The sequence below is a fragment of the Aquimarina sp. KJ22-3 genome (assembly GCF_055808215.1).
Map to the genome: position 1 here is coordinate 349,157 of NZ_CM147859.1, position 20,173 is coordinate 369,329.

A 20,173-nucleotide genomic window follows, 5' to 3' on the forward strand; every position below is an offset into this window, starting at 1 on the left:
AGAAATAAATTAAAAACAGATATAAAAATGGATAATTTATCTTTAGTAAACACGGCCGCAGCATTTTTGGCACAACAAGCACCAATTCTAAGTGCGGAATTACAATCATTGATCGCAAGAAGTAGAGTGCGTTTGGTGGACCATACAGGTTACGTTCGTAAGAACATTACCGGAGGATCTTCAACTTTCGATATCATCGATAGTGAAACAGAAGCGATCAAAGGAGTTTCTACCATTAAGGGGAAAAGACTTCGTAAAAATGAGGCACATGTAATCGCGCAGATTGCGGTAGCTTATGGTACCGATTCTGGACCCGGAAAGGAAGGAGCTGTACAGTATGCACATACTGATATTGCAGCCTTAAGAAATGCAAACCTTTTGATTTCACAGAACAATAGAGAAGTATTAAACCTACCATTAGCAGATTTAATTCGTCCAAAGGGAGATGATATGAATGCATCTGATCAGTATTACAAGCTAGGTGGATTAGCATACCTAGTGGATGACGAAGAACTTGATATGCAATTGATTTATCCTAACGGAGTATCTATGCCAGCACCGGCAAATGTAGGAGATAACCAGTATTTAGAGGTGATGTGGAAAGGGTTTAAGACCATCAAAAACTTGATCTAAGTAGTTTTTTCATAATTGAATTTGAATTAGTTTAAAAAGCCTTGTCTATTCTAGGCAGGGCTTTTTTTACACCAAAACGGAAATCCAATGGACCAAAATGTATTACATCTAAAACCTTATATCAAGACATTAACGCTTACTATACCTAATGGGAGTTCACAAGCCAATAAGACTGTTGAAATTCCAAAAGGATATAAGGTATTAGCCGCGGCAAAGGCTAATCAAAATTTAAATCAAATTATAAACTTGGGTATTTACGAGCAAGGCCAAGAGATCAATACACCAATGGACCTATCTTTTTGGAGAGATCGTGAGATAGGGCAAAACTTCACTGATGGTTTTGTAGTGTTAAATACTACAGGTGCTTCAGAAGTAGAAGCAAAGCTTATTTCACCATTTGGTAATGTTTCTGCTGATGTTCAGGTACAAGTGGTATTTATCATTCTTCAGAAATCATGCTAAGTAGTATCAATCAAAATATTACAGATGCATTAGCGTATCGAACGTATGTGGCAAGTGATACCATTACACAAACTGAGGCCAATTATTCATTAAAAGGGAAAATTGCTCCTAGGTTTCATAATGAGGGTACTTCCGATGTCATCATATTTAATATAAAGGTTAAACCTGGGGAGATGTTTAACCTATCCGCTACTGCAATTCCAATGGATGGAACTATTACTCTGATAGTTCCTGATGGTGGAAAGTTAGTCGTCGTTTATAACACGCTTATAAAGCAAAAAGAATGCTAATATGAATGCGGATTTTGACAACATAATTACACAGCTAAAGAGCAATGATCATTTTATCATTGAGGTAAAAGATGTGAATACCGGTACTGAGATTATCAAGGTAAAAGATAGACTAGGGTATCAGCAAATTATCGATAAGCACCAATCGGTTGGTGGTCTTTTAGAACAAATCAAAAAATACGGCTTTTCTAAAATTCAAATACAGCTATTTGAAAGGAGAGGGAATGCAAATGTACGCAAAGGTGTTGCCAAGAATTTCCAGCTTACGGAAAAAGAGGAACCACAAGAAGAAGCACCAACGCATAACCCTTCAGTACCACAACCAACAACTAGTTTTCTAAACACTGGTCTAAATGGTCCAGGTGGTTTGTCTATGCCTGAATTGATTAATCTAAATGTTGATCATCGTATGCTTGGGCATACTAAAATTGAGCTAGAGGCTGAAAAAACAGAACGTAAACGTCTTGAAAAAGAAGTTGAGGACTTAAAGGAAAAACTACAATCTTCTGAACGTAAGAATGATAACAAGGAGTTTTGGGGAGGATTAATTAAAGAAGTGGCACCAGCACTAACAGGGTTAGCTTCAGCAATGCAACCAGGTTTAAATGGTCCTCAAGAAACGCAAGTTTATGAGGGAATGAAAGGAACCTTGATAAAGATAATTCAGGACACTCCATCTATATCTAATGAACAAGGTATGGCAGGCTATTATGTATTGGATGCCTATGCTAAAAACAACAACAGCTTTATAGAAGATTTAAAACAATTATTTACAAAACACGGAATCAACAATGGCAATAGCAATAACGGTTAAGGGAAACAACCCTTTATCAGAGAAACAAAGAGCAGAGGCATTACAGTTTATGCAAGATCGGTTAACCGATGATGAATTAAGCAAACTTCATCAATTGGCTAAAAGTGAAAAAAGCCGTAATGCGCTTAAATCCAATTGGGGGATGATCCAAAAACTATTTATGTAAATCGATATGGCCACAGCAACGAAATCAAAAAACACTAAAAGTCAAAAGGCAGTGAGTACTGTAAAAAAGGGGTTAGCTACAGCAGGAGGTTCTATAGCCCGTAATCCAATGACAACGGTATATGTCATTGGAGGTGCAGTAGTAGTATATCTACTGTATAAAACTTTTAAGGGAATTAACTCTGCTGGTGAAGCAGTAGGTGAGTTCTTTAACCCAGACTTTGATAACAATGTTGATGTTGGCCCAATCAATAATTCAGGAGCCTCTATTTCAGTAGAACAAGCGAGGATATTTGCAAATCAGTTACTAGAAGCCATGAACCATAGAAATCCATTTTTTGGATGGCATGGTACTGATGAGGATACGATTCTAGAAGTTTTCAAAAGAATCACTCCCGCAGATTTTCGATTGATTTTCAATGAATTTGGTAATAAAGATTATAACGGGGTGGGTTCACCACCCGATAATGTTATCGGGAGCATACAAATTTCTAGACCTCAAAACTTAGTGTTCTGGTTGAATGCAGAATTAAGTTCAGGTGACGGAGAAGTATATCGTAGAGTAAAATCAATAGTGAATGCCGCTGGCTTTGCTTTTTAAAATATTCAGTTATGAAACAATTTTCATGTCCAACAAATGCAATTCAAGTACCTATGAAAACGAGTATTAAAAAAGTCAAAGTTATCGATATACAGGGAAATCCATTAGAGGGAGTTCATGTGATCAGTGAGGTTTCCAACTTCGCTACTATTACCAATGCTCTAGGTACTGCAATGATACAATATCAAGGAGGTGAGAATATCATGTTTTCACATCTAGGAAAAGAAACCAAAGTGGTACCAGTAAATCAAATCACTTCAGATATCATTTTGGAAGATAGTATCGAGGCCTTGGATGATGTCATTATTATCTCTAAACCAAAACCGAAAACTTCAAGCATGTGGCTTTGGGGTCTTCTGGTAGTAGGAGGAATACTTGTATTCAGAAATAGTCAAAACCAACCTAAAAAAGTAAATCTGTAATCAATTGAAAATAACAAAAGATCATATCATAATGGGTGGTATTACAATAGCAGGGGTCGCATTGTTACTAAGAAATCAATTCCAAGGTCCAGTATGGGATCCAGTTTCGGAAGAAAGGATAAAGAAGCTGCATCCAGCTGTTCAAGCTAAAGCAAGGAAATTCCTGAACCTAGCGGCAAAAGAAGGAATTTATCTACGTGTAACTGATGGGATACGAACTTTTGCAGAGCAAGAAGCTCTATACGCTCAAGGAAGAACTAAACCAGGAGAGATTGTGACGGATGCCAGAGGTGGTCAGTCCTATCATAATTATGGTTTGGCAATAGATGTTGTACCAATGGTTAATGGTCAACCTAATTATGATGATGATTACATCCGAATATCACAAATAGGTAAATCACTTGGATTTACATGGGGTGGTCATTTTAGAAGAACCGATAAACCACATTTTCATTTGTCATTTGGTTTTAGGATTGCAGAATTACAGAACAAGGTATCAAAAAACGAACTCACAAACGGATTTGTAAACGTATAAAACGGGAATATGTTATTACTAGGGAAAACAGCATATCGATTTACCGCCGGAGGATCAGGAGGGGGTGGTACAAAAACACCTCTAGAAATTGATTTAGGGTTAATCAATATTGCCGGAGATTTTCCCACCGATGATGACATTGCTAATGCAATTAATCAGCACCCTACACCTATAAACGTTACTTCAGATCGATTAGTGATTTTCAGTTTTGAATACCAAAAAGAAATTGTGAACTAATGAAAGTAAAATTCTTACTAAATATTGAGTCGGGAACTTTTGGAGCTGGTCAAACGCAAGTTACCAGAGCCAACGTAATCAAGATTGATGATTTTAGACCAGTCCCTAATCATGATCTTTCCAGAGGGGTAAGCAATACATACACCAAGTATTTGGATAAGGACGTATTTAGTATTTGTTATTTGCTAACAGGACTTCAATTATTTCAAAACAGTGTGCCTACGGGGTACAATTCAGGATTTAGACACAATCTCAATATAGAGGATTACGTAAGGACAGAAGTAAAAATAATCGATGCAAATGAAGGTGACATTTTTGGGGGTGGATTCCATTCTTTAGAAAGCATTTTCGGAGCAAGGGAAATAGGATTTTTAGCCAATGATTTAGGGTTTGGGGTAAGTGTCGATGATGCTATCATCGATGTTACCAAGGAATACTTATTTCATTTACAATATACACATAATAGCTCACCAGCATTTTAGTAATGAAGAGATTAATTGTACTTATAATATTATTCATAGTTAGTTTTGGTCAGGCTCAAAACACTAGAGTACTTGGGCCGAATACCAGAGTTGTAGGTTTAGATACCATTACAGGTAATCATGCCTTAACTTTAGATCCTATAACCAGAAGATTAAAGTTAACTGAAATTCAGGCAGCTACTGGTACTTCAAGTCTAGAACAATATACAGAACGAAATGCCTTTCCAGTTACAGGAAATGCTTTGGTATTGTATTATGCCCAGGATAACAGATCCTTATATACTTGGGATGCCACCAATACGAACTATGTTAAGACTTATGCAGGTCTTGAAAATCTTACTGAAGGGGACTATATCCGAATTGATGGAACTGTAACGGAACCTCAGATAAATGTTGAAACTGCTCAATACGTCAGACCTGCTGATTTTGGTCCGGTAAGAAATAGTGCTATAAATCAAGCGTTATTTAATACTTCTATCAGTGGACACTTAAGACGATTTCCAGTTACATACCGAACCTATCGAGGTACGGATATTACTTCAGCTGGATCGTTAGAAGATCTTTTAGCAACAATTACTTATGAAACAGATTTTATAGCCATACAAGCTACAGGTACCACTTATTTTTTGGTAAAGAATGATACAGGTGTACAATTAAATAAAGTTCTTGAAACACCAGGAAATATTGTAAACTTCACTTTTTATCGATTTTATAGTGACAGGAATATCTTTTCCAACAGATTTGGGGTATTTAACATCAATACCACTCCAGTAAACTTCACAAACATTGATCCTGGTTATACTGCATATAGTTATAATGGCGCGGATGACGGACAGGGTAATGTGGAGTTTCATACTTCAGATGTAAGTGTACAGTATACAGTTTTGTATTCTGTAGTTTCCGCCGTTAGCGGATCTGGTACCGGAGGAACAAACCAACAACTTTCCAGAGCAGGGGATGTGATTTCTCTACAAAATGGTGGAAGCGTAGATATTTCGGACAAGCAAGATAATCTAGTAAGTGGTACTAATCTAAAAACGGTTAACGGAGAAAACTTGCTTGGGTCAGGAAATATTGTCGTTAGTGGTGACTCCGGTGGGCCTACCAATCCTAATGAATTTGTAGTTTCAAATATTTCAGATTTAAGCAATCCGGCCAACGCAGGTAAAATAGCATGTATACAAAGTAATCTTACACAAACAGAAGATATCACCCTTGCAGATAGTTTGATATTAAAAGACTGCGGTGGTGTGTTGTTCTTAAACGGGTTTAGATTAACAGGGCAAAACAATGGACTGATATTGGACGGTGAAAAAGTATTAATCAATGCTTTTACAGGAACTATTGATGGTACCTGGAATACTCCAAGAGATTTGTTTGTAACCAATATCGGATTACTTGGTAATGCCAAAGAGTTCAAAGATGGTGCTATGACCGCTGGAAGTGCAGTATTTACTTCAGCTAGTGCGAACTTTACAAGCCTAGATATTGGTAAAACCATAAACGTAAGAGCTTCCCAAAGTGAGTTTATTGATTTCCAACCTTCAAATTCTAGAGGAACAACAATTGCGACCATTGTAAGTGTAGAAAGTCCAACATCTTGTACACTTTCGGTTCCGGCTACTAGAACAGTATCGGACACCTGGTTTCGTTATGGGTCAGATAACTACGAAGCAGGTAGAAATGCATTGTATTTAAGAAACCAAAAGTCAGGTAAAATCATATTTCCAGCAGGGATTTACGCCAAAAGAGAAGTGCCTTATCCAAATGTTGTAAGACTTGATGTGTTACCAAATACCTGGTACATAGGTAATGGTACCGATGATATTATAGTAGAAGGTAATGGCGCTACGATCATGAGTTTTGCCAATAATCTTGATGGCGTACATGCATTTAAAGTACACAATTCACATAGATCAGTTATTAGGAACTTATACTTTGAAGGAGAATTCAAGTATCATAATCATGTAGGTAATTTTGCCGATGAAGCTCAGCACGGTCTGGTAATGGGTACGGCGGCCTATCATACAACGATCAAAAATGTCTATATCAATGGATACACTGGTGATGGTCGTTATGATAGTGGTGATTTACAGTTTACCAATGCGATTAAAGGTAGTGCAGCTTCGGGTTATCCGGGGGTTTCTGAATTTGAAGTAGGGGGGCTAGACGATGCAGGTGAATTAGAAGTTGATGCCAATAAAGCTAGAACGAACACACTTATTGATGTTAGTGGCTTTCAGTTTGAAAATACAAGAGTCGCGACTCCAGATAGAAAAGGGTTAAGACACTATCAATTTTCAGGATCTTCATTTGCTGGATGGTCGGGGTTAAAAAATCCAATTTATACAGCTTATTATTACGATGAAGCAGGGCAATTTATTTCAAAAAGTAAAGAGCGAGAGTTTTACAAAACCTATCAATATCCTGACAATGTAAAATATATCCGTTTAGTAATCGACTTACCGGATGACTTAACGGTGATTGATGCTCAAGTAAGAGCTCCTTTAGACCCTAGAGGTACCATAATGGATAATGTAAATGTATCCAATTGTGGTCGACATGGTGGAGCAAATTTAGGTTCATATACTACCTGGATCAACTCTGTGTTTAGAAACATTGGTAACACCTTACCAGCGTTTGCCATAAATATGGAGGACCAAAGAAGAGCAGCTACTAATTATCTTTTCCAAAACTTAACTTTTATAGATTGTTATTCCGGAGCCTTCAATTTGGTGGGAACTGTAAATGTAACTTTGCTTAGTAATAAGTTTGAAGGAACTACAGATCCGGGAAGATTATTACACCCTGAATATTTTGGTGCTATAGGTGGATGGCGAGGGCGTAACTTTATTGCTGATGGCAATATCATCAATAGGGGATCGGTCAGCGTTGGGCGTAGTGGAGTCATGACAAATACAACCATGACTTACGGTAGTGTAGCCTTTGAAGCTAACGGGGCGCAATTTACAGACGGAAACCTACACCAGGTGGTAGTGACTAATGTTGGAGGGCAAAGTGTAAATCACAGGACGCCTTCAACATTTGCAAGGCATAGAATGACGTATGACCGTAGTATGCCTGGGGTATTTACCAATACCAACATGTACTTCGATATTATCGATGTTAAGGTAATAGCAAATAGTGTAAACAGACTAAATCCTGATGTAACTCCAGATGCTTATGAAGAAATTGTGTTGGATGGTGAGAATTATCTATTTAGTCAAACACCAGCACCAACTGTTGATTACGGCGGGATAATAAAAGGACTTTGGTTTGAAGGAGCAAGACCAGTAAGAAGCGCTCGTGATTTTGTATCGAATAATGACTGGCCTGTTACGGATTACTTGGAGCGTACCCATTATAGTGAATCCTCAATAACTTTATCGTATGGGCTACCTAAAGATAGAAAGATTGAAAACCTTACTATCGATGGATGGCTAGATCTAGCACTTACTCAATTTGAAGATAGTGTCATATCTGAAACACCTACGTTAACCTTTAATAACTTAAGCTGCACCGTTCCAGCTAGTGAATTTGATTGGACAAATACCGGGGCATATGTGTTTGAGACCAGAGCAAAGAATGTTAATGTAGTCATTAATAATGGGGTTTTTGATTTACAGCAAACCAGCAGTGTTATTGGTTCGTCCAATAGATTTTTTCGATTTGCTCAATTAGGGTTTTTAGATTGCAATGAATGTACGTTTAAAAGTGCAAGTCCTAAGACAATTGATTTTAATAATACACTTCAATTTCCGGCATCTACTGGACCAATTACCTTGGTTAATCCAAAGACAACGAATATCATATTCATACCTAGACCACAGGATAAAATTATCTATACTGAATTACCAGATGTAGACATATCTGGAATCACTGATGGACAAGGTATTTATTGGAATTCAACAAATAGTCAATTTGAGCCTGGTGATAATGGTTCGGGAGGCGTAGCTAATGGATGGGAACAAACAGGAACAACAACCTTTACCAATCAGGATCTAGTATCAGTTAATAATGGAAAACTTTTGATTGATGGTGTAAATGAAAATGCCATTATATACAAAAGAACGGGTACCATAGGAACCGGAAACCATGTGGATCCAGTTTTTGAAACGGGTAGAATTGTTGGTACCGGGATTGGAGAACCTACTTGGAGAATACTGTATAGTGATAGTGGAAGTGATACTAATGAATATAATTCAGGGGAATCCTTAATTTTTGCAGTGGAACCTTCAGGAACGGTGGCTAGTGTACGACGAAAAGTAGGATCTCATTTTGAAGGATTTATTGATGGTCAATCCGAGCCGTTTTTTAGACTGGAAAGTATCGACTTGGATCCGGGAGTAGGAGAGATCCCAAGTGTTCGTTTACGTATGGGGCCAGGTGGTACTACTGCTAACGATGTAGAATTAATTCGCAGAGGTGCAAATCAGTTATCACTGGCCTTGGGAGGTAGTAACAAGTGGACCACGTTTGCAGATGGATTCCAATTGGAAAGTGGAATAACCCTTAATTATGTAAACACACCAACGACACCTTCAAATCCTGGTACCGGAGTAATCAAAGTATACAACAAAAACGGGGTATTAACTCAGTTAGATGATACAGGTACCGAAACCTCATTGGCAAGTGGTGGTGCTTTTGATCCGACAACCGATAAGATTTTAAATGATGGAGATAACTTATCACCGCTATTAGGTGTATCAAATCAGGTAAGCACAAATACGTATCAAGGAGATTTTTATGTCCTAAACGGGATTGTATACATACGATCTAGGAACGCCACTACCAACACGAATGCATCGATGAGATTTATAGGAAGTGCATTCGATCCTGGGATCGATGCTTCTATTGACTTAGGAGGCTCAATTACCACACGATGGAGAAATTTAAGATTGTCGGGGACTGTATTTGCTACGGGTCTAAACGCTGGTGGTACTGGTACCGGATTTTTAAAAGATAATGGAACTGTAGACACGAATTCTTATTTACAAACACCTACGATATCGCAATATGGAATTAACAGAACCGCTACAATCAACGAAGCTAACGGAACGGTTAATTTCAATAATGGTGCTACCTTAACTTACACGATTCCAGCCAGTGCAAGTGTGAGCTTCCCAATAGGTGCTAAGATCATTGTAAATAACGAAAACGCAACCTCCGTAACTCTAACACCTGATACCGGGGTAACCTTTGTAGGTGCATCCGATAATGTATTGAATAATGACCAAGCAGCTATACTTGTTCATATGACCACAGATGAATGGTTAGTAATAAAATTGAATTAATAACCCAAGATAAAAACAATCATGCAAAGCGATAACAACAAAAGTTTTAAAGACTCCATAAATAGTATAGTTCAAGCTGTAATAAGCACCGCTATCATTAGTATTATGGTATTTCAGATCAATGCAAGCAAAAATATTGCGGTGATGCAAACCGAGATATCAATGATAAAAATCAGTTTGGAGGAAATGAAATCTTCAAAAAAGGAAGAATTAGTGTTAGTACATCAAGTAGCCAGGGATCAGGATAAACTTAAAATAGAGGTGTCAAACCTAAAGGAGAGAGTTAGCATACTAGAACTAGTAAAATAAAGAATCATGGAAATAATTAAAGGATTAGCAATCGCGTTTTTAACGGTTACGATCATCAAAATGATTGTGTATCAATACAAGAAAAGAAGTGGAAAGATTACAGACAAATTTGACTGGTTATACTTTGGAAGGGATAACTGGATGGATTATGTGATCAATTTAGGTTTGGGATTGATAGTGTATTTGTTTGATAATGATGCAATCAATATGATCAATTATACTCTTTTGAACCTAAAAACTTCTTGGCAGATTCCTCATGTCGAAAACAAAGGATTTTATTTTGTATTGACACCTATTATAGTAGCTGTCATTACCTTTTATGCTTTTAGAAAGAAAGTGTCAATACCTATACAAATGTTGGTAACTCCACATAAGCAACAAACACCGGAGCAATCATGAGAAATCTTATCATTTTAGGTGTTGCAGCTTTGGCTTATGGTGCCTATCGTTTTGGAAATAATAAGATTGATTCTGTTAGGCAAACGATACAATCATTACAAATACGAGTAGGTTCGATTAGTAATTTGGGATTAGCTGATGGTGGAGTTAGATTTACTACAAATCTTACGGTTACCAATCCAACTAACCAGGCATTAAATTTGAATGCCCAGGAGGTTGTAACGATAAGCAAGATTCGATTTTTTACAGATACAGGGCAATTCTTGGGAGAGTCTAACCCGAATATCACCGGAATTAAAATAGGACCATTAAGTACTATAACGGTTCGAGATATACCAACTTTTGTAAGAGTGTTGAACTTTGGAGCATTGCTTAATAATGCCATTGGATTGTTTCTCGATCCGAATAAATTGAAAATCAAAACGGAACTAACAGCATTAGGAAGAACATACACAATTTAAGCATGAAAAAGACGGTGATAGTGCAATACAACGGAATGCATAACAAAACCGTATCCAGGAGATACTTAGAAAAACTATTGTCCAGGGCCAAGCGAGCCAAACAAAAAGAGGTGGTCGCTAAGATTGAGAAATTATTGTCTGATAACGAGGACAAATCCTTTGCAATTACGCTTACCAAAAAGTTACCTAAAAAGACAAAAAAAAGAGTAACTACCAAGCCAATGACTAAACCTAAAAAGAGGGTAGCGGCAAAGAAGAAAAAGAACTTAATGTTATTGGATTAGGATTTCCTAGTATTTGTGTTAAGAACTACGGTGAAATGAGAAAAGAAGTTCCTAAGACAAATACAAATTCAAGGTCTCGACATAATCATATACCAAAAGAAAATGTTTCAATTCCTTCTCACCTACATTTGGATCTTCAGAAAAAACCGTCTCCAGTTCTAAAAAAGCAACCAGTGATAAAGAGAATTGTAAAAGGAGGTACAACCATGGCCGACATAGATAATAATAATCAAATCACTGAAACATTTACTTTAAATTCAGATTTAGGGAGGTTCCTGGGGGATCTCGAGAAAAAACCAGTGCATTCTGTAGTTGTTACTTTGGATGCTCCTGCCGGATCTGGTAAGACCCGATTATTTTTTCAATTAATGAATGATTACGCTAATCATGGTAAATCTTGTGTATTCTTCACTTTTGAAGAACATTCCTCCAGTAAATTATTTAAGAACAAAAGAGATCAATACATCGATCCTAAGAACTATCATAATATAACCGTTGTAGATGAAATCAAAGACTACGAAGAGTTCAAAAGAATTGTCGAGAATCATGAAGTGATTTTAACTGATAGTTTTGGCAAGCTGCAGCGATTAATCAAAGGATTAAAAATAGAGCTGGATGAACATGTTCGGAAAGCTTTTGATAGTAAATTGTTTTTCTTCATATTCCAAAGAACTACAGGTAAAACAATGCGAGGTGGTTCCGATAGTGAATTTGATGGTGATGTAATCCTAGAGGTTGTAAAACCTTCAGAGGACTATAGAGAAAACTATGTTCGTGCTCGGAAGAACCGCTACAATGAAGAACCTAATATAAAATATAGTGTGTATCATCAGTCAATAATAGATGATGAAAATAGCACTGAAAAAATACAAGAGCTTAAAGATTCCGTTGATTCTCCCACTAGCTTGATTGTTAGTTCTATTTAGCAATTGTGTTGTTAGTCAAAAACCCGGTTAATTGCCGGGTTTTTTTGTTTTATTTTGGATAGAGATTAGTGATAAAGAAAGCTCTAAAAACTACTAAAAATATACGTCTTGTTTATATTCTTCAGGATATACAACGCGGAAATCTTTAAAGTTTACTCCTTGAATATTATAGATACAAACCTGTATAGTTGGTTTATAATTCAGTAAAGGTATTTTCTCTTCTCGATCTTCAAAGCTGATAGTAAAAGGATTATTGAATTCAGATTTAGTATTCTGGCCGTCTGCTTTACAAGAAGGGTAGTCGAAAACATTTATGTCCTGTAGAAACTTTATAACTCTGGCAACTTTTGTTCCTTCATCCCAAACATTTTGTTTTTTCATTTCACCCATTGCCGCTTCAAAGTCAATTTGATGTGCTGTATTTCCAACTAAATCAAAACATGTTTCATCATTGAATTCCATTGAGGCTTCACATATCATATAGCTATTATTTCGGTGTACTTCTCCCCACCAATGAGCATTTTCTATATGACCTTCCCAAAAGTAGTATCCATCACCCAACCAAGAGTTAGGCCAATTACACTTATATGGACCTTCATTCTCTACTTGATCGGGGTTCTCTCTATTATCTAAAGTTTGATATATTGATCTACGGCTCAATCCTTAATTTGTTGTTTTTATTTTAGAGTTTTCAACTAATGTGGTAGCGAGTGACGAAATGTTTAGAGTGGGTAATTTAAGACTTGATACATTGGCTTGATTAGTTACGATGCTTACATATGCCCTTATGTAAGGAAACACTATTGCCAATGCGTTAGTGTAAAAGAATTTAGGAATATTATCAAAGGTGGTTCCTTTTTCAAATTGAAACCCAGAAATGGCTTCTAATTCTATGAATGCTGGAATTTCTTGGTCTTCTCCTGAATAAGCATAAAAATCAATCGTTAATTCAAAAATTGAATTTTGTTCATCATATATTCCTTTAGGTTCAAACTTAATAAAAATGTCTTCTTCCGATTTGTTGTAGGTATTGATGAAAACCTTGTTGAATTGGTAACCTGTAAATTGAAATTGAGCTTTTTCCATGGTCTAAAAATAAATAAATCCGAACTTAAGTTCGGATTTATTTGAATAATTTATAAAATTTTTAATTTCTAATTCGGGTGGAGAACTTTCCGTAGCGCAAAACTCTCGAGAGTGTTTAATAAAATCTTCCGCCAAAGGGCTGTTAATTTTATCAAAGTCTGCTGTTTGCTTCCATTCCTCAAGAACTGTGTCTTTCGGTGTTGTAGAAAAGTACTCCTGCAGCTTTTCTAATAGAGTTTTCATGTTTTCTTAATAGGTTAATAATGATGTCGTTAGTAATAACCAGGGAATTATTTTTTTTTGGGGTACCTGGAATGCAAATATATGCACATTACGTGCCAATATTATAAAATATTTTTATAAAATTTAGTTTTTAACGAATTGTTTAGAATAATTTCAAATAAAAAATAACGATTTTGGTTCAATTTTAAAGGTTTTTGTGGTATCCCATTTATTATGATTTTACAGGAAATTTAATCGAAATACTGGGAGTTTCGATTTAATTCTGTATTTTTTTCGTAATCTGGAATTTCTGTATTTTTTTCTGTAATTCTTTAATAAATTGTTTTATAATGAGTTACATCATGTTTCAACTAAAAATTACAGAAATACAGAAATTCGGTAAAACTTTACATTAAAATACTTTCTGTTAATCTCGGAAATCAAATTACATAAAAACAACGGAATAAGTTCTAGAACAATAGATCAAGTATTCGTTGGTGTTCTCTGTCTAGAATTTCATTAGGAATCTTTTTTTGGTACTTAAATGTTACCCCTTGTTTTTTATGCCCTTGTAGTTGCATTAAAACCAAATCATTTATCAATAGTTCTCCTCCAATGGACCTAAATATATACCTTGTTGTTTTGGAACTCAAAGCTTTTTCAAAACCTAAAGTTTCCGAAATTCGGGTTAAGCATGCGTTTGCACTGTTCCTTGCATATTTATAATTATCAGCATAGGGATAGGGTATGTGAGAAAATACTTTTTCACTGTTTCTATCACCATATTTATCTATGGTGTCCATAGCAAACTGATTTAGAAGGTTGTTTATTTTTTCACCTCCGTTAGGTTTGTTTCTGTTTTTATAGCGTCTAAAATTAGTCCTTCTGTTTTTAATATTTACCCATTTAAGATTAGCTACATCGGCATAATCATGGCCACCAATTGCAAATTGAAAAAGAAAAATAGCTATATGTCTTTGTGTGGTAAATATACTTTTATTATTAGTGAATTTTTTAGGAGTATAATTGAATAGTTTTTTCAGATCATGAATAGAGTAATCAGGAGTTTCTTTGCTTTTTTCATTCTTAACTAATCCCAGAAAAGGATTGTCTTTTTTTACATTCAATGAATCTCTACGTTGAGCTTCTTTGTATAAGGCTCTAAGGGTTCTGAGTAGAAAGGAAACATTCCCTTTTCCTTGCCCGAATTTTCTTTTGTATATAATGAAACTATTTAACCATTCGTAATTAATATGGTTAATAGATATATCCTTCCCTAACAAAAAGTTGTTTATCTGTTTTTTTGTGTCTGTGTAAGCTTGGGTTGAGCTGCCTTGATCCTTTAGTTCTTGGATTCTAATTTCGAAAAACTCAATAACTCCAACAGTGTTTTCTTTCTCCAGTTCTGCTAATCGTTTCTTAAGCAGAAATATCTCCAAATCTTTATCACTTACGGGATCAGAATTGCTTTTTATGAAATCATATGCTTGCTGAAGGTCCATTCCCACATCATTACAATATTCAAGCTGTTTATTTAGTTTTTCTATGCGATCTCTTACTGATCCAGTTAACTTAAGTTTTTTATGATTTTGATATAAATTTGTCTTTATGTACAGGTATTTTCTACTGCTGTATAGCTTTATACGTACCAGGTATCCTTTTTTACTTTTGTAGTGTGTGTAAACTTCTAAATTTCCATTAATCATCCGTTAAGACGTTTTTCGATAACTTTTCGATAACAAATTTAATAAAACGCGATATAAAACGGTATAAAACGATAATAAGGACTTAATCTTTTTATAAAATAAAACGCTGTAGTTATAGGAGTTAATAGCTGAATTTAGTGGTTTTTCTATCAAAAATCTATGTAATAAAAAACACGATCAAAGCAGCGCTCTTTGATCGTGTTTTGGTTCCCTTGGGTAGTAAAGGATTATTCAGATACTACTTTCAAATTATCGTCAGAGTTTCTGTCGATAAGCTTGTTATAAGGGTCTATTCCTGCTTTTACAGGTTTTTCTTTGGTGGTGATGGTAAAAGTATTTTTTCCAGGTTGCAACCACTTGCGTTCCAGATAATATGGATTCTTTAAAGGGACTTCTTGCTCGTCTACAATGTCCTCCCCAAACAATCCAATCTCTATATAATTGGATTTTTCTCCTACTTTTTTCTCTTTCCCCTCATCGTCATAATAGGTCTTTTTACTATCTACAGTAAACGTAGTTTCATAGGATCCATTGTCTAGTTTTTTAGTTTTAGCATCAGAAACACGATTCTCATACAATACAATTTCTTTAAACCCATCATCCACAGCATATTTTAAAGAATCTGGAGCTACATCATAAATAGCCTGATAGAAATTCTCTGAAGTAGGATATACGCCTTTTTCAAAATGCTTATACTCCATGGTAAAATCGCGTAAGGCCTTATTGATTTTGTCTTCTCCTATCAAATCTTGTAATTCGTACATAATCATAGAACCTTTACGATACCAAATATGAGGCCCTGTTTCAACATCCATCAATGAACGCTCGGGTTTAAAACTAAAGGCTCTACTTCTTAAGTAGTCATCTAGAGAGTATTTAAGGAAACTCTTAATCCCATTTTCACCATAAGTATGTTTCATAGTCATTAACGAAGAGTATTCTGCCAAGGTTTCAGAAATGATATTGGCACCTCTAGTTTTACTTGGGGTTACGATGTGTCCCCACCATTGGTGAGCGACCTCATGAGCGGTTACTCTAAAGGCATAATTGAAATCTTCGGCCTTATCAAAATTAGCTACAAATCCAAAATTTTCAGAATAGGGGATGGTTGTAGCAAAAGATTGCGCAAAAGTTGCATGTGCAGGAAACTCAACTATACGAAGTACGGAGTTAGGATATTCGATAAAGTTTTTTGAACAATAATCTAATGCCACTTTAGCTCCATGAATAAAATGCTCTAGATTGCGTTTATGTTTTGGCGAATGATATACTTCAATATTCACTTTTTTACCACTAGGAGCCATCCAAGTTGATCGTTCTACATCATATCTTGCGGAAACCACATTGAAGAAAAGATCTGTTTGAGATTCTAACTTATAATGATAATAAGCCCGGTCATTCTCTTTCCACTCTTTGATTAATTTACCTGGCGCCAGGGCTGTTTGGTCTTGTGCAGTGCTTACAACGGCTTCAAAATTGATATAATTGGCATCTTCATTAAACAAATTTTTACGTAATGCCGTAGAATCAGTTCTAGGTGGATACAAATAATCCAATTTTTCCAGGCCGTACTTCTTACGTACACCGTTGTCTACAAGAGAGCGTTCATAATAGAATCTTGGAAAGATTGTGCTATTAAAGAACGTACCATTATGCAATACTTGTGTTTCCATGGCATTGGCAAATCCCTTGGTTTCTGAAGACACCTCGATAGTAAGATCAGCGGTTTCCTGTGGTTGCATAGGTTGCGGCAACTTATAAAAATACATACGATTTATCGAGTCAGATACTACTGGAGTTAATTCTGTCCCTTTATAAATTACTTTGTTAAATTGACTATCACCATTATAAACAACATTCAATAATAAGGTGTCTATTGCAACTCCATTATTATTGATAATTTTAAATTCTCCTTTAACCTTTACATCTCTTTCTTGAGGGAATACATCGATATAAGCCTTAAGATCTGTAACCTGTGGATGTGGAGCATTGATGTATTTGGCATATTGTTTTTCAGCATTTGCTTCAATCTTTTCGAATTCATTACCACCGGTCATATCGTTCAACACACTAAGATTGTAATAGCAATACCCTCCTACAGAGATAAAAGCAATCATTACACCTACCAAGGCCATGATGTTTTTGGTTGTAAATCGTTGTTTGGCCAACGACAATCTTTCTTTTACAGAAGAAAAGAATCCTCGTGTCCAAAACACTAAACCAACAAGCATTAGGATGGCCGTAAATAAAATCCAATATAGATTTAACCAACTTGCTCCAGTAAGGTAGTGTCCAAATCCATTTAAATCACTTAAGAAAAATGGAGTAACACCTCCATAGATAAGCATGGGGTTGGTAGATTTAAATCCAAGTGTAATCAATAAAGGCAATCCTATATAGAGTACGATTACAATAAAGTGCCCTAGGAACTTATTGTTGACCATTACATGAATAAAAAATGCAAGTAATATAGTGGTGATAAGACCAGGAAATACAAATCCAAAATTGTAAATCAAATACATATCCAACTCGTAGGCAAAATATCCATTAACGGTCTGGTAAATGACCCCTACAACTACATTAGCTAGTGTCAAAATAACGGCTACTCCTAATAAGGCGATGATTTTAGAAAAATATAAACTGGTATTGTTGATTGGCAAAGCATCATAAAAAACAAAGGTTTTGTTTTTACGGGTACGATGTACTGCTTCTCCTGAAAATAAAACCAGGATCACAGCAGATAGCAAAGAAATACCAGCTCCCACAAATAGTGCAATATATCGGGTTAGTGGTAAATTAGGCGTCCCATAGGTTTCATTTGCTAGGTATACAATAAATACGGCAACTACGATCCCAATGATCAATAGGATGGCAAATACAGGATCTTTTACAATGGATAAAAATTCGATCTTGCTTAACGACCATAAATTTTGTCGTTCCGTCTTTTTGGTAAACACCTGTGTTACCGAACCAATTAATGAAGGTTGATAGACGTTGTTATCCGTTTTCTTAGCCTTTTTTCCAGAAAGTAAAAACTTCTTATAATCAAATCGGAAGAGTGTCACCAAAAACAAGATCAATCCTACGGTTAACCATAACATACGATTTAACAAAAACTTACCTGATATAGGAAGTTGCAAGGTGTTCAATTCATTGATCGACCAGTATTTTTTGATATAGCTAAAGGCTTCACCTCCAAAAGGATCCAAATAAATACTTAACCATTGGTTATCAATATCTGCTAATAGATTTTCTGACAATGCGCTAAGGATAAACAAACAAATCCCGCCCAGGTATACGATCGGCATTTTCTTGAAAAAAGCCATCAAACAAAAAAACAAGGACCCTACTAATAAGGAGTTAATTTGTAATAAGAAGATAAAAGGTAAGATATACGAAGTAAAATTAAATCCATCGTAAGTTCCATAATCTGGTCGGTCCAGAAAAGCACCTATTCCAAACCCCAAAAGGATTCCAAATAATATGGATAAGTTTACTAGAGTTACAATTGTATAACTTCCCAAAAACCGACCTAATACATAAGACTTCTCTGGTATCGGAAACGTAAAATAGGTTTGTGCTGTTTTATGATCTTGATCCCTAAAAATAGGCACCCCCATAATGGCGGCATAAAAGAAAATAGAAATTACTGATAACCCACCGGTAATACCAGCAATACTGCTTGGACTATTTACGAATTCTGCTGTAGATGATCGTTGCAAAATGGCAATTAAAACTGCAAGCGCCATACCAAGGGCCATATAGATCCAGGTAGCCGGTCGCTTTAAACGGTATTTAAGTTCGAACGAAAATATTTCCATCATAAGGCAACCTCCTGTTCTTCTTTTTTGTTGATACAATAGAAATAGAAGTCCTCCAGATCATTATTTACCGCCTCAAAACCATCCCCAGGATTGGTTTCGTTATAAACATTTACATAGAATTGCCCTCCTCGTAAATAATTAGACAATACTGTAAATTTATTCTCGATGGCTTCGAGTTCTGATTTTTCAATACGTTTTCTAAATACTTTTCCGTCTAATCTGCTAGACAACTCTTGTGGGTTTCCTTGTTCCAGGATTTTTCCTTCGTTAAACACAGCCATATTTTGGCACAGATTCGTTACATCATCTACGATATGCGTACTCAAAATCACCACAGCATCTTCTCCTAATTCACTCAATAAGTTATGAAAACGATTACGCTCCAAAGGATCTAATCCGGCTGTAGGCTCATCCACGATGATCAACTTTGGATTTCCGATCAGGGCCTGTGCGATACCAAAACGTTGGCGCATCCCTCCTGAGAAATCCCCAAGGTTACGGCTTCTAAATTTGTATAGATTCACTTTGTTCAATAAATCTGCAACATACCCTTTACGTTCAGTCTTGTTGGTAATCCCTTTTACTTTTGCGATATGATTCAGCATCATCTCGGCAGATACTTTGGGATATACCCCAAAATCCTGTGGTAAATACCCCAACACTTTGCGAAGTTCTTCAGGATTTTTGAAAACATCAATGCCGTCAAACTCTATACTTCCTGTGTCCGCCAATTGCAAGGTGGCAATGGTTCTCATCAGGGTAGATTTTCCGGCTCCGTTGGGTCCTAACAAACCAAACATTCCTTTATCAAGTGTAAGCGTTACATCATTTAATGCTTGGGTACCATTGGGATAGGTTTTATTCAGATTTTTTATGTTGAGCATGTGATTAAAATTTATTCTTTGTGGATTAGTATAAAGTATCGGGGTTTTGTTACAGGTTGGAGGTCTAAAAATACAGTGGAGTGTAATAAAAAGCTACTTCCCCTAATGAGGGGAAGGTGGCCTGCATTCTGCAGGAC

At 36.0% G+C, this 20,173-nt stretch carries 22 protein-coding genes; 16 read left to right on the plus strand and 6 right to left on the minus strand.

All coding sequences use genetic code 11. The features are described 5' to 3' along the window. Positions 1-27 precede the first annotated feature (27 nt). The 16 genes from AC0L3Q_RS01535 to AC0L3Q_RS01610 all read left to right on the plus strand — a co-directional run bounded on the left by AC0L3Q_RS01535 (position 28) and on the right by AC0L3Q_RS01610 (position 12,314). Positions 28-633, plus strand: a complete 606-nt coding sequence (locus tag AC0L3Q_RS01535) for a hypothetical protein (protein ID WP_473284494.1) — start codon at positions 28-30, stop codon at positions 631-633. Positions 634-720: 87 nt separating this feature from the next. Beyond that, on the plus strand, positions 721-1,095 hold the full coding sequence (locus tag AC0L3Q_RS01540) for a hypothetical protein (RefSeq protein WP_473284496.1): 375 nt from the start codon (positions 721-723) through the stop codon (positions 1,093-1,095). Beyond that, the gene (locus tag AC0L3Q_RS01545; RefSeq protein WP_473284498.1) at positions 1,089-1,385 is read left to right on the plus strand and encodes a hypothetical protein; all 297 of its coding nucleotides are present in this window, start codon (positions 1,089-1,091) and stop codon (positions 1,383-1,385) included. The genes AC0L3Q_RS01540 and AC0L3Q_RS01545 overlap by 7 nt, the downstream gene beginning before the upstream one ends. A gap of 1 nt (position 1,386) precedes the next feature. Then, the gene (locus AC0L3Q_RS01550) at positions 1,387-2,199 is read left to right on the plus strand and encodes a hypothetical protein (RefSeq protein WP_473284500.1); all 813 of its coding nucleotides are present in this window, start codon (positions 1,387-1,389) and stop codon (positions 2,197-2,199) included. Then, entirely contained in the window at positions 2,177-2,365 is a 189-nt protein-coding gene (locus AC0L3Q_RS01555; RefSeq protein WP_473284502.1) for a hypothetical protein, read from the plus strand. The genes AC0L3Q_RS01550 and AC0L3Q_RS01555 overlap by 23 nt, the downstream gene beginning before the upstream one ends. A gap of 6 nt (positions 2,366-2,371) precedes the next feature. Further along, positions 2,372-2,965, plus strand: a complete 594-nt coding sequence (locus AC0L3Q_RS01560) for a hypothetical protein (RefSeq protein ID WP_473284504.1) — start codon at positions 2,372-2,374, stop codon at positions 2,963-2,965. Between the two features lie 11 nt (positions 2,966-2,976). Then, positions 2,977-3,387: a peptidase associated/transthyretin-like domain-containing protein gene (locus AC0L3Q_RS01565; RefSeq protein WP_473284506.1), complete on the plus strand. Its 411-nt coding sequence runs from the start codon at positions 2,977-2,979 to the stop codon at positions 3,385-3,387. A gap of 4 nt (positions 3,388-3,391) precedes the next feature. Further along, on the plus strand, positions 3,392-3,922 hold the full coding sequence (locus AC0L3Q_RS01570; RefSeq protein WP_473284508.1) for a M15 family metallopeptidase: 531 nt from the start codon (positions 3,392-3,394) through the stop codon (positions 3,920-3,922). 9 nt (positions 3,923-3,931) lie between these two features. Then, complete coding sequence (locus AC0L3Q_RS01575; protein WP_473284509.1) at positions 3,932-4,159, plus strand: hypothetical protein; 228 nt, start codon at positions 3,932-3,934, stop codon at positions 4,157-4,159. After that, entirely contained in the window at positions 4,159-4,641 is a 483-nt protein-coding gene (locus AC0L3Q_RS01580) for a hypothetical protein (RefSeq protein ID WP_473284510.1), read from the plus strand. Before AC0L3Q_RS01575 ends, AC0L3Q_RS01580 begins: the two co-directional genes overlap by 1 nt. Before the next feature lie 2 nt (positions 4,642-4,643). Further along, entirely contained in the window at positions 4,644-9,935 is a 5,292-nt protein-coding gene (locus AC0L3Q_RS01585; RefSeq protein ID WP_473284511.1) for a hypothetical protein, read from the plus strand. A gap of 21 nt (positions 9,936-9,956) precedes the next feature. Then, the gene (locus AC0L3Q_RS01590) at positions 9,957-10,244 is read left to right on the plus strand and encodes a hypothetical protein (protein ID WP_473284512.1); all 288 of its coding nucleotides are present in this window, start codon (positions 9,957-9,959) and stop codon (positions 10,242-10,244) included. A gap of 6 nt (positions 10,245-10,250) precedes the next feature. Then, complete coding sequence (locus AC0L3Q_RS01595) at positions 10,251-10,643, plus strand: hypothetical protein (protein WP_473284513.1); 393 nt, start codon at positions 10,251-10,253, stop codon at positions 10,641-10,643. Further along, positions 10,640-11,104: a hypothetical protein gene (locus AC0L3Q_RS01600; RefSeq protein WP_473284515.1), complete on the plus strand. Its 465-nt coding sequence runs from the start codon at positions 10,640-10,642 to the stop codon at positions 11,102-11,104. The genes AC0L3Q_RS01595 and AC0L3Q_RS01600 overlap by 4 nt, the downstream gene beginning before the upstream one ends. A gap of 2 nt (positions 11,105-11,106) precedes the next feature. Beyond that, on the plus strand, positions 11,107-11,388 hold the full coding sequence (locus AC0L3Q_RS01605; RefSeq protein ID WP_473284516.1) for a hypothetical protein: 282 nt from the start codon (positions 11,107-11,109) through the stop codon (positions 11,386-11,388). 35 nt (positions 11,389-11,423) lie between these two features. Next, complete coding sequence (locus AC0L3Q_RS01610) at positions 11,424-12,314, plus strand: hypothetical protein (protein ID WP_473284518.1); 891 nt, start codon at positions 11,424-11,426, stop codon at positions 12,312-12,314. Positions 12,315-12,407: 93 nt separating this feature from the next. Here AC0L3Q_RS01610 and AC0L3Q_RS01615 read toward each other — a convergent pair whose 3' ends face one another. The 6 genes from AC0L3Q_RS01615 to AC0L3Q_RS01640 form a co-directional block, all read right to left on the minus strand. Further along, positions 12,408-12,974 (minus strand): hypothetical protein, encoded by a 567-nt coding sequence (locus AC0L3Q_RS01615; protein WP_473284520.1) that lies wholly within the window; start codon positions 12,972-12,974, stop codon positions 12,408-12,410. A 3-nt stretch (positions 12,975-12,977) separates the two neighbouring features. Then, on the minus strand, positions 12,978-13,400 hold the full coding sequence (locus AC0L3Q_RS01620; RefSeq protein ID WP_473284522.1) for a hypothetical protein: 423 nt from the start codon (positions 13,398-13,400) through the stop codon (positions 12,978-12,980). A gap of 3 nt (positions 13,401-13,403) precedes the next feature. Continuing rightward, the gene (locus AC0L3Q_RS01625; RefSeq protein WP_473284524.1) at positions 13,404-13,643 is read right to left on the minus strand and encodes a hypothetical protein; all 240 of its coding nucleotides are present in this window, start codon (positions 13,641-13,643) and stop codon (positions 13,404-13,406) included. 449 nt (positions 13,644-14,092) lie between these two features. Next, positions 14,093-15,328, minus strand: coding sequence for a phage integrase SAM-like domain-containing protein (locus tag AC0L3Q_RS01630; protein ID WP_473284526.1), 1,236 nt, complete (start codon positions 15,326-15,328; stop codon positions 14,093-14,095). A gap of 227 nt (positions 15,329-15,555) precedes the next feature. Beyond that, a complete protein-coding gene (locus AC0L3Q_RS01635) occupies positions 15,556-19,152 on the minus strand; it encodes an ABC transporter permease/M1 family aminopeptidase (protein ID WP_473284528.1) in 3,597 nt (1,198 codons plus the stop codon). Continuing rightward, positions 19,149-20,036: an ABC transporter ATP-binding protein gene (locus AC0L3Q_RS01640; RefSeq protein WP_473284530.1), complete on the minus strand. Its 888-nt coding sequence runs from the start codon at positions 20,034-20,036 to the stop codon at positions 19,149-19,151. The genes AC0L3Q_RS01635 and AC0L3Q_RS01640 overlap by 4 nt, the downstream gene beginning before the upstream one ends. Between the last annotated feature and the right edge of the window lie 137 nt (positions 20,037-20,173).